Source organism: Amycolatopsis sp. NPDC059021 (assembly GCF_042739895.1).
GTDB lineage: Bacteria > Actinomycetota > Actinomycetes > Mycobacteriales > Pseudonocardiaceae > Amycolatopsis.
This window is the reverse complement of record NZ_JBHYIQ010000047.1, coordinates 1-10,603: the sequence shown is the minus strand read 5'-3', so window position 1 is coordinate 10,603 and position 10,603 is coordinate 1. Positions and strand designations below refer to the sequence as shown.

Genomic DNA, 10,603 nt, shown 5'->3' with positions numbered 1-10,603 from the left:
GCGAGAGTTGGGTTGTGTGGGCGCCCCCCCCCCCCCCCCACCCCGCCCGGGGGCAAGCCCCCGGACCCCCCGCGAGTTGCGTAAGTCCCATTTGCGGAACGCGTGAACCCGGGGCCCCGCGAGGCGGGTACGAATGTTGGTTAGCGGCGTCGGCGGCGTAGTTTGCTGACGCCGAGCCAGCCGCCTAGTGCGACCACCAGGACGATCCCGGCGGCGGGAAGGACGGGGAGCCCGGCCCCGTCCGTCTCCGCGCCGGGAGCACCGGTGGCACCCGCCGGGGCAGCCGGGGGCGTGGCCGCGGTGCGCGTCGCCAGTGCGGCCGCGCCTCGTACTGCCCGGATCGGCTGGCCGGTCCCCTCGCCGCCGGAGAGCAGCGTGCCGTCGGGTTCGAACGCGAGCGCCTCCCCCTGCTTCTCCCCCGGCAACGGGACCCGCACCGGCGGGCGCCGCAGGGCGGCCACGACATCGCCGTCCGGTGCGGCATAAAGATAAGCGTCGGTGTAGGTGCGCAGGGCCACCACCGTTCCGTCCACAGTGGACGCCGCACCGGTCACCAGCGCCGATCCGAACGAACCCACCGGCCCGCCCGGGGTGCCGGTGGTCTCGAACTTGAGCGAGCCCACCTTCTCCAGCGGCGTGGGCCCCGGGCTCGCGAGCGGCGCGGCGGGCCGGTAGACCTTCGAGTCGCCGAGCACGTCCTTGGTGATCAGGTACGGCGTGCCGGACCGGTCGAGCAGCAACGCCTCCGCGTCGTGCGGTCCGTCCGGGTAGGTGAGCCGGTGCAGGGCGACCTTGCCCTGCGGGCTCAGCGCGAGCAGCGCGACGGTCTTGCGGTCGGCGCGGTTGTCCCCGGTGTCGGAAAGCCACAGGGTTCCGTCCGGCGCGCGGGCGAGATCCTCGACGTCGTAGGGGTCGGTGCCCTCGGTGAGCACCTTCCGCACCGCGCAGTCGCGGCCGAGCACGAACACCTCGACGCGCTCGCCGCCGTCGTTGATCCCGTACCACTGCTCACCGTCGGAGACCAGGCCCGACAGCTCGTCGACCCGCGGATCGGTGACGGTGCACAGCGTTTCGGGCACCGGTGGGGTTTCCGCCGCCGCGGCGGGCCCGGTCAGCACCGTGCCCAGCAGTATCGCCGCGGCGATCGCCCCTACTGTCCGCACGTCCACCTCCGTACTGTGCGGATCACCATGATCCACACAGTACGGAGGACGCGTCAGACCCGCGATCCGTTGGTTTCGAACTGCTGCAGGGCCGCGGCCAGGTCCGGGTGGACCCGGACGCGCAGGCGGGTGCCGTCCTGGACGTGCTCCTCCTCCAGCACCTCGCCGTCGGCGTGGGCGCGGGCGACGAGCTCGCCGCGGGTGTAGGGCACCAGCGCGTCGATCACCACCTGCGGCCGGGGCAGCCGGTCCGCGAGTTCTCCCGCGAGCTCGGCGATCCCGGCACCGGTGCGGGCGGAGACCTGCACCGAGCCCGGCAGGGCGTGCCGCAGCCGGGCGAGGGTGACCTCGTCGGCGGCGTCGGCCTTGTTGATCACCAGCATCTCCGGCGGCAGCGGTTCGTTGCGCTGCCGGGTGATCTCGGCCAGCACCTCGCGCACGGCGCTGACCTGCTCCTCCGGAGCCGGGTCGGCGCCGTCGACGACGTGCAGCAGCAGGTCGGCGTCGGCCGCCTCCTCCAGCGTCGAGCGGAACGCGTCCACCAGCTGGTGCGGCAGGTGCCGGACGAAGCCGACGGTGTCGGTCAGGGTGAACGTGCGCCCGTCCGCGGTCTGGCTGCGGCGGGTGGTCGGGTCCAGGGTCGCGAACAACGCGTCCTCGACCAGCACTCCCGCCCCGGTCAGGGCGTTGAGCAGGCTCGACTTCCCGGCGTTGGTGTAGCCGACGATCGCCACGCTCGGCACCTCGTTGGCCACGCGCCTGCCGCGCTTGGTCACGCGGATGGTGTCCATCGCGGCGATCTCGCGGCGCAGCTTGGCGACGCGCTTGCTGATCCGCCTGCGGTCGGTCTCCAGCTTGGTCTCACCGGGACCGCGCAGGCCGACGCCGCCGTTCGCGCCGCCGGCACGGCCACCGGCCTGCCGGGACAGCGAGGCACCCCACCCGCGCAAGCGCGGGATCAGGTACTGCAGCTGGGCCAGCTCGACCTGGGCCTTGCCCTCCTTGGAGCGGGCGTGCTGGGCGAAGATGTCGAGGATCAGCGCGGTCCGGTCGATGACCTTGACCTTCACTTTCTCCTCGAGCTGCCGCAGCTGACCGGGCGAGAGCTCCCCGTCGCAGATGACCGTGTCCGCGCCCGTGGCGCCGACGATGTCCCGCAGCTCGCGGACCTTGCCGGAGCCGATGTAGGTCGCCGGGTCGGGCCGGGTGCGGCGCTGGACGAGCCCCTCCAGCACCTCGGAACCCGCCGTCTCGGCCAGCCGCGCCAGTTCGGCGAGGGAGGCCTCCGACTGCTCCGCGGTGCCTTCGGTCCACACGCCGACCAGGACGACCCGCTCGAGCCGCAGCTGGCGGTATTCGACCTCGGTGACGTCGGCGAGCTCGGTGGACAGCCCCGCCACGCGGCGAAGCGATGCGCGGTCCTCGAGCTCCAGCTCACCGGTGGACGGATCCACGTCGTGGAAATCGGTGTCGTAGTAGTCCGTGTCGTTGTGGTCTGCGTGTGTCTGTTCTGTCATCGTGCCCCAATTGTCCCACGGTTCGCGGCGGACGCCGAACGGATTACCTGCTGGGGTAAGTCGAGAGGTACACCGCCGTGCGTTTCACCCCCGCTTCGGCGGGCCGCAGGCGGTACTCCTCCAGCAGGTCGTGGAGGCGCCGTTCCAGCTCGGCGCGTTCGCCTGGCGAAACATGGACGACGAGCCGTGTCTGGTGGACGTCCTCGAAGCCGAGGTCGGCGATTTCGGCCAGGTAGGCCTCGAGCATGGCCTGGTCGATCGCCCGGTCGCCGTGCGAATCCAGATGCCAGGAAAGCCCGGTGGAAAGGTACGGGATCTCCTTGGCGCCCCTGGCCCCGCGACGCGGCTCCTGCGGCGCCAGGAAACCCGCTTCGACCAGCTTGCGGACGTGGTGCAGCGTGGTCGCCGGGTCCCGGCCCAGCCGCCGCGCGAGTTCCTTGTTGGTCAGCGCCTCCGCGAAGGTCAACCGGATGATGCGCAGCCTTATTCCGGACGCGAGCGCGTTCGCCTCGGCTTCGGTGGCGCGCCGTAACTTTTCAGACACGGCGGACAGCCTAGAGACGCCGTCGACCGCGAAAGTGATTGACACTTTCCAATCACTCATTGGAGACTACCGGCGTGCCTGGGGACTCGCTCTTCTTCCATGCGGACTTCCGGCGGCTGTGGTCCGGTGACGCGGCCGCCCAGCTCGGCACGTTCGTCGGGTACACGGCCGTTCCGCTGCTCGCGGCCACGACGCTGGCCGCGACGCCGTTCCAGATGGGGCTGCTCACCGCGGCGGAGACCGTGGCGTTCCTGCTGATCGGGCTTCCCGCAGGTGTATGGGTAGACCGGATGCGCCGCAGGCCGCTGATGCTCGCCGCCGACCTCGTGCGCGGGGTGCTGCTGCTCAGCGTGCCCGTGGCCTGGTGGGCCGGCGTGCTCACACTGCCCCAGCTGCTCGTGGTCGCGCTGCTGACCGGCATCGCGACGGTGTTCTTCGACGTGGCCTACCAGTCCTATCTGCCTTCGCTGGTGGGCCGCGAGCATCTCGTGGAAGGCAACACGAAGCTCCAGGCCGTCCAGTCGACGTCGCAGGTGGCCGGGCCGAGCCTGGCGGGGTGGCTGGTGCAGGCGGCGGGCGCCGCGAACACGGTGCTGCTGACCGGCCTCGGCTACCTGACCTCGGCGTTGTGCCTGTGGCGGATCCGCGCGCCGGAGCCCGCTCCGGATCGCCCCGAGCGCGCGCGGATGCTGCCGCAGATCGGCGAGGGGCTGCGGTTCGTCTTCACCGACCGCCCGCTGCGGGCGATCGTGTCCTGCACCTCGACGTCCAATCTCTTCAACGGCGCGTTCACCGCGGTCGAGGTGCTGTTCCTGACCCGGACGGTCGGGCTGGCACCAGGGGCCGTCGGCATGATGCTCGCGGCGGGTGGCGCGGGCGGGGTGCTCGGCGCGCTGTGCGCCGGGGCGATCATCCGCCGGATCGGGCAGATCCGCGCGATCTGGCTGGTGCCGCTGCTCACCTGGCCCGCGCATCTGCTGGTCCCGCTCGGCGCGCCCGGCTGGCGGATCGCGCTGACCGTGACGGGCCTGGCGATCGGCGGCTTCGGCATCATCGTCTACAACGTCTCGCAGGTCAGCTACCGGCAGGCGATCTGCCCGGACCGGCTGCTCGGCCGGATGAACGCCAGCGTCCGGTTCGTCGTATGGGGCACGCTGCCGCTCGGCGGGCTGCTCGGCGGTGCGCTGGGCGAGCTGATCGGGCTGCGTGGCGCGGTGTGGGTCGCGCTCGCCGGGGAGGCCGCCGGCGCGCTGTGGGTCGTGTTCTCGCCACTGCGCCGGATGCGGACGCTTCCGGAACCGGTCGAAGAGAAAGCCGCCGTCTGAAAATCGACGGCGGGCGGCGGCGAACACGACTACAGTTCCCGCATGAACCCCGCATTCCCGGCGCAGAGCCCACGAGTCCCGGACAAGGTCGGTGTCGACGGTCTCGAGGGGAAATGGGCGCCGGTATGGGAATCCTCGGGGATCTACCACTTCGACCGCACGAAGAACCGCGACGAGGTCTACGCGATCGACACGCCGCCGCTGACCGCGAGCGGGTCCCTCCACATCGGACACGTGTTCTCCTACACGCACACCGACGTCCTCGCGCGCTACCAGCGGATGCGTGGCCGCGAGGTGTTCTATCCGATCGGCTGGGACGACAACGGCCTGCCGACCGAACGGCGCGTGCAGAACCACTTCGGCGTCCGATGCGAGCCCTCCCTGCCGTATGACCCGGATTTCCGGCCGCCGGAGCGTCCCGGCAAGGACGTCCTCGCGTGCTCCCGCCGGAACTTCATCGAGCTGTGCCAGGAACTTTCCGAGACCGACGAGAAGGTGTTCGAGGACGTCTGGCGCAACCTCGGGCTTTCGGTGGACTGGACGACGACGTACCAGACGATCGGCACCACGACCCGGCTCATTTCGCAGCGTGCGTTCCTGCGCAACCTCGTCCGCGGCGAGGCGTACCAGGCCGAAGCCCCGACGCTGTGGGACGTCACGTTCCGCACCGCCGTGGCACAGGCGGAACTGGAGGACCGCGAGCGGCCCGGCGCGTTCCACGATCTCGTGTTCCGCACCGCGGACGGCGCTGAGGTGCTCATCTCGACGACCCGGCCCGAGCTGCTGCCCGCTTGTGTCGCCGTGGTGGCGCACCCCGACGACGAACGGTTCGCCGCCCTGTTCGGGAAAACCGTGCGCACGCCGGTGTTCGGCGTCGAGGTCCCGGTGCTCGCCCATCACCTCGCGGATCCGGGCAAGGGCAGCGGGATCGCGATGGTGTGCACGTTCGGCGACACCACCGACGTCACGTGGTGGCGGGCGCTGCGGCTGGAAACGCGCCCGGTGCTCGGGCGGGACGGCCGGTTCCTGCCTGAGGCCCCGCCCGGTATCGCGCCGGAAACCTATGCGCCGCTTGCCGGGAAGACCGTCCACACCGGACGGCAGCTGATCGTGGACCTGCTGCGCGGCGCCGGTGCGCTGCGCGGCGAGCCGCGGCCGATCACGCACGCGGTGAAGTTCTACGAAAAGGGCGACAAGCCGCTGGAGATCGTCACCAGCCGCCAGTGGTACCTGGCCAACGGCGCCCGCGACGAGGGGCTGCGCGCCCGGCTGCTCGCACGCGGCCGGGAACTGCGCTGGGTCCCCGAGCACATGCGGGTCCGCTACGAGAGCTGGGTCGAAGGGCTCACCGGCGACTGGCTGATCAGCCGTCAGCGGTTCTTCGGCGTGCCGATCCCGGTCTGGTACGCGCTGGACGGACACGGCGAGCGCGGCGACGTGCTGGTGCCCGGCGACGACGCCCTGCCGGTCGACCCGAGCACCGACGTCCCGCCCGGCTACACCGCCGCGCAGCGGGACGTGCCCGGCGGGTTCACCGGCGAGACCGACGTGATGGACACCTGGGCGACGTCCTCGCTGACCCCGCAGATCGCCGGGCGATGGAGCGTCGACGACGACCTGTTCGCCCGCGTGTTCCCGTACGACCTGCGTCCGCAGGCACACGAGATCATCCGGACCTGGCTGTTCTCCACCACGGTCCGCGCGGAGCTGGAGCAGGACGCGCTGCCGTGGCGCGACGCGGTGATCTCGGGGTGGGTGCTCGATCCCGACCGCAAGAAGATGTCCAAGTCACGCGGCAACGTCGTGACCCCGGCCGAGCTGCTCACCCGGTTCGGCTCGGACGCGGTCCGGTACTGGGCGGCGAGCGCGCGGCCCGGCGTCGACACCGCGGTGGACGAGGGGCAGATGAAGGTGGGGCGGCGGCTGGCGACGAAACTGCTCAACGCCAGCCGGTTCGTGCTCGGGTTCGGTGTCCCCGAGACGATCGCCACCACCGAGCCGCTGGACGGGGCGCTGCTCGCCGAACTGTCCACTGTGGTCACCGCGGCGACCGCGGCCTTCGAGGAACTCGACTACGCGCGAGCGCTGCAGGTGACCGAGACGTTCTTCTGGACGTTCTGCGACGACTACGTCGAACTGGTCAAGGGACGCGCCTACGGTGACCGGGGCGAGGCGGCGGCGCTGTCGGCGCGGAGCACGCTGGTCACGGCGCTTTCGGTGGTGCTGCGGCTGTTCGCGCCGTTCCTGCCGTTCACCGCGGAGGAGGTCTGGTCGTGGTGGCGGGACGGTTCGGTGCACCGCGCGCCGTGGCCGTCCGCGGACGCCGCGCCGGGGGAACCCGAGCTGCTGACGCTCGCCGGCCAGGTGATCAGCGCGGTGCGCCGGGCGAAGACCGACGCCAGGGTGTCCATGCGCACCGGCGTCGAACTGCTGACCGTCTCCGGGCCCGCCGAGGTGCGCGACCGGTTCGGGCGGATCGAGCCCGACATCCGGACGGCCGGGGTGATCAGCGGGATCGCCACCCGGGACGGCGCGGAGCTGGCCGTCGAGGTGACCGTGGCGCGGCCTGCCTGAGCGGGTGCTGAAGGGGACTTTCCTCGCGTGGCATGCGACGAAAGTCCCCTTCAGCGCGTCTGCGGGATCAAGGCTGGGCGCGAAGCGTCTCCGTTGAGGGTGGTGGCGGGGACATGGGCGGAGAAAGTCCCCTTCAGCTCGCGCCGGCGGCGGCCCACCACGCCTCGTCGAGTTCGCCGCGCGCGACGATCTCGGCGGGACCGCTCAGCGTCGACGCCCCGCGCGAGACGGTGACCTCGACGCGGCCGCCGGGGATGTCGACGGCCGACGCGCCGGTGTCGGTGCCCGCCAGGTGCAGCGCGGCGGCCACCGCGGCCACCGTGCCGGTGCCGCACGCGCGGGTCTCCCCCACGCCGCGTTCGTGCACGCGCATCCGCAGCGCGCCCTCGCCGAGCCGGTTGACGAACTCCAGGTTCACCCCGGCGGGGAACACGTCGTGGTCGAAATCGGGCTGCTCCCGCAGGTCCAGCCCGGCGACGTCGTCCTCGATCACGGACACCAGGTGCGGGTTGCCGACATCGACGGCGACGCCGGAAAACGGCTCGCCCGCGACCACGGTCACCGACGTCCCGGTGATCGTCGCGGGTCCCATGTGGACGGTCACGGAGCGGTCGGGGTGCACCACCACCGGCCGGTCCCCCGCCCGCGTGCCGATGACGAACTCGCCCTCGGCGGCCAGCCCGGCGTCCACCAGGTACCGCGCGAACACGCGCACGCCGTTGCCGCACATCTCGGCGATCGAGCCGTCCGCGTTGCGGTAGTCCATGAACCACTCACCGGCGGACTCCTCGCCGAGCGCTTCGGACTTGACGACGCGGAGCACGCCGTCGGCGCCGAGGCCGCGACGGCGGTCGCACAGCGCCGCGACCCGCGCCTCGGTCAGTTCGAGACGGCCGGCCGCGTCGGGAAGCAGCACGAAGTCGTTCTGCGTGCCGTGTCCTTTGAGGAATTCGATGCCGCCCATGGATTCAAGGCTACTGGAACAGCCGTTCGAGTACGCGCGCGGCCAGCTCCGGATCGGCCCCGTCGTACCACGCGACGCGGGCATCGCGCCGGAACCAGGAGCGTTGCCTGCGCACGAACCGGCGGGTCGCCTGCGCGGTCGCCGCGGCGGCCGCGGCGAAGTCGCCCTCACCGCCGAGCGCGGCGATCACCTGCTGGTAGCCCAGCGCCCGCGAGGCGGTCTTCCCCTCGCGCAGCCCGCGGCCGAGCAGCGCGCGGACCTCGTCGACCAGCCCGGCCTCGAACATCCGCGTCACCCGCAGATCGACCCGCTCGTCCAGCTCCGCCGCGTCGCGATCGACACCGACGAGCACGGCGCCGTACCGGGCGGGGCCGGGCTTCGGCAGGTTCGCCGAGAACGGGGCGCCGGTGATCTCGATGACCTCCAGCGCGCGCACGATCCGGCGGGTGTTGGTCGGCAGGATCGCGGCCGCCGCGACCGGGTCCTTCTCCCGCAGCCGCGCGTACAGGACGTCCGTGCCGCGCTCGGCCGCCTCGCCGTCCAGGCGCGCCCGCACGGCCGGGTCGGTACCGGGGAAGCGCAGGTCGTCGAGCACCGCCTGGACGTACAGACCGGAGCCACCCGCCAGCACGGGAACCTTGCCCGCCGCCATGAGTTCCTCGACCACGCGGCGGGCGTCGCGCTGGTAGGCCGCGACCGAGGCCGTCTCGGTCACGTCCAGCACGTCGAGCAGATGATGCGGCACGCCGCGGCGTTCGGCTTCGGACGCCTTCGCGGTACCGATGTCCATCCCCCGGTAGAGCTGCATGGCGTCGGCGTTGACGACCTCGCCGCCGAGGCGCAGCGCCAGCTCGACGGCCAGCGCGGTCTTGCCGGTCGCGGTCGGGCCGACCACCGCCACCGGGCGGATCTCAGGGCTGATCACGCGCGCCGACGTTACCCGCGCGCCACGGACGGGCCGACAGAGTGCGTACTTCGGAAGTAGGATCACTGCCTTCGGACAGCTCAACCGAGTACCACGGGCGACGCTGAGCTGCTTGAATGCCCGCATGGGGCCGATGCCCCGACGGACCGCGTAACCGCATTACCCGGCCCCGCCGCACGGCGGGGCGCCCGCGCGAGCGGGCGTACAGGCGATAAGGAGCCTGCGATGGCCCAGGAGAACACGTCCACCGGTACCCCGGCGCCCCACCCGATGCCGCACGCGCACGGCGCCGGTCACACCGCCCCGCCGGTGCCCCCCGCCGAGCCGACTCCGGACAAATGGGGCCGGGTCGACGAGGAAGGCACCGTTTTCGTCATCACGGCCGACGGTGAGCGCGCGGTCGGGGTCTGGCAGGCCGGGAGCCCGGACGAGGGACTGCTCCACTACGCGCGGCGGTTCGACGACGTCCGCACCGAGATCGAGCTGCTCGAAACGCGGCTGGCCTCCGGCGCCGGCGACCCGAAGCACGCGCTGTCCAGCGCCGTCCAGCTGCGCGACGGGCTGGCCGAGGCCGCGGTCGTCGGTGACCTGGCCGCGCTCGGCGCGCGGATCGAGTACGTCATCAAGCACGCCGAGAAGGCGCTGGCCAGCGCGAAGCAGGAGCGGGAAGAGGCGCGCGCGGCCGCTGTCGCACGCAAGCAGACGCTCGCCGAAGAGGCCGAGAAGATCGCCGCCGAGTCCACCCAGTGGAAGGCCGCCGGGGACCGGCTGCGGACGATCCTCGACGAGTGGAAGACCATCAAGGGCGTCGACCGCAAAACCGACGACGAGCTGTGGCGCCGCTTCTCCAAGGCGCGGGAGTCGTTCAACCGGCGCCGGGGCTCGCACTTCGCCGAGCTGGACAAGCAGCGGGCCAGCGCCAAGCACCGCAAGGAAGAGCTGATCGCCGAGGCCGAGGAGATCGCCGACTCCGAGGACTGGGGCGAGACCGCGGGCCGCTACAAGCAGCTGATGACCGAGTGGAAGGCCGCCGGCCGCGCGCCGAAGGACAGCGACGAGGCGCTGTGGCAGCGGTTCCGCGCCGCGCAGGACAAGTTCTTCGCCCGCCGCTCCGCGGTGTTCTCCGAGCGGGACGCCGAGTTCGCCGCGAACGCGACGCGCAAGGAAGAGCTGCTGGTCGAGGCCGAGAAGATCGACGCCGCGGCCAACCTCGAGGCGGCCAAGAGCGCGCTGCGCCGGATCCAGGAGCAGTGGGACGAGATCGGCAAGGTCCCGCGCGAGCGGATCCGCGAGCTGGACGGACGGCTCAAGGCCGTCCAGGACGCCGTCAAGTCCGCCGAGGACAGCAAGTGGCGCCGGACCGACCCGGAGGCCCAGGCCAGGGCCGCCCAGTTCCGCGAGCGCGTCGAGCAGTTCGAGGCGCAGGCGGCCAAGGCGCGCGCGGCGGGCGACGAACGCCGCGCGAAGAAGGCCGAGGAGCAGGCCGCGCAGTGGCGCGAGTGGATGGAAGCCGCCGAAGCCGCCGTCGCGGATCGCTGACCCCCCTGAAGGTCCGTGAAGGCCTCCTTCACGGCGTTGAACGCCGTGAAGG

Annotated in this window: 8 protein-coding genes; 3 read left to right on the top strand and 5 right to left on the bottom strand. The window is 72.0% G+C overall.

The genetic code is table 11. From position 1 onward, the window contains the following. Positions 1-140 precede the first annotated feature (140 nt). Genes ACFWX1_RS25925 through ACFWX1_RS25915 form a run of 3 tightly spaced genes read right to left on the bottom strand, consistent with a single transcriptional unit; the run spans position 141 to position 3,224 of the window. Positions 141-1,163, bottom strand: a complete 1,023-nt coding sequence (locus ACFWX1_RS25925) for a hypothetical protein (protein ID WP_378391482.1) — start codon at positions 1,161-1,163, stop codon at positions 141-143. A gap of 53 nt (positions 1,164-1,216) precedes the next feature. Beyond that, entirely contained in the window at positions 1,217-2,680 is a 1,464-nt protein-coding gene (hflX, locus tag ACFWX1_RS25920; RefSeq protein WP_378391480.1) for a GTPase HflX, read from the bottom strand. Positions 2,681-2,723: 43 nt separating this feature from the next. After that, entirely contained in the window at positions 2,724-3,224 is a 501-nt protein-coding gene (locus tag ACFWX1_RS25915; protein ID WP_378391478.1) for an ArsR/SmtB family transcription factor, read from the bottom strand. A 74-nt stretch (positions 3,225-3,298) separates the two neighbouring features. Here ACFWX1_RS25915 and ACFWX1_RS25910 point away from each other — a divergent pair, with 74 nt between their 5' ends. Beyond that, positions 3,299-4,549 carry an MFS transporter gene (locus tag ACFWX1_RS25910; protein ID WP_378391476.1) on the top strand — a complete coding sequence of 417 codons (1,251 nt, stop codon included), beginning with the start codon at positions 3,299-3,301 and terminating at the stop codon, positions 4,547-4,549. A gap of 42 nt (positions 4,550-4,591) precedes the next feature. Then, complete coding sequence (gene valS, locus ACFWX1_RS25905; protein WP_378391474.1) at positions 4,592-7,123, top strand: valine--tRNA ligase; 2,532 nt, start codon at positions 4,592-4,594, stop codon at positions 7,121-7,123. A 133-nt stretch (positions 7,124-7,256) separates the two neighbouring features. On the opposite strand, the gene dapF is transcribed toward valS, so the two are convergent. Together dapF and miaA are read right to left on the bottom strand one after the other, a co-directional pair. Beyond that, positions 7,257-8,087 carry a diaminopimelate epimerase gene (dapF, locus tag ACFWX1_RS25900; protein WP_378391472.1) on the bottom strand — a complete coding sequence of 277 codons (831 nt, stop codon included), beginning with the start codon at positions 8,085-8,087 and terminating at the stop codon, positions 7,257-7,259. 10 nt (positions 8,088-8,097) lie between these two features. Continuing rightward, on the bottom strand, positions 8,098-9,012 hold the full coding sequence (gene miaA, locus ACFWX1_RS25895) for a tRNA (adenosine(37)-N6)-dimethylallyltransferase MiaA (protein ID WP_378391470.1): 915 nt from the start codon (positions 9,010-9,012) through the stop codon (positions 8,098-8,100). A gap of 225 nt (positions 9,013-9,237) precedes the next feature. Here miaA and ACFWX1_RS25890 point away from each other — a divergent pair, with 225 nt between their 5' ends. After that, entirely contained in the window at positions 9,238-10,551 is a 1,314-nt protein-coding gene (locus ACFWX1_RS25890) for a DUF349 domain-containing protein (protein WP_378391468.1), read from the top strand. Positions 10,552-10,603: the final 52 nt, after the last annotated feature.

Coding starts and splice junctions, on each gene's coding strand:
- hflX (WP_378391480.1), bottom strand. CDS start 2,680: ATGACAGAACAGACACACGCAGACCACAACGACACGGACTACTACGAC.
- valS (WP_378391474.1), top strand. CDS start 4,592: ATGAACCCCGCATTCCCGGCGCAGAGCCCACGAGTCCCGGACAAGGTC.
- dapF (WP_378391472.1), bottom strand. CDS start 8,087: ATGGGCGGCATCGAATTCCTCAAAGGACACGGCACGCAGAACGACTTC.
- ACFWX1_RS25890 (WP_378391468.1), top strand. CDS start 9,238: ATGGCCCAGGAGAACACGTCCACCGGTACCCCGGCGCCCCACCCGATG.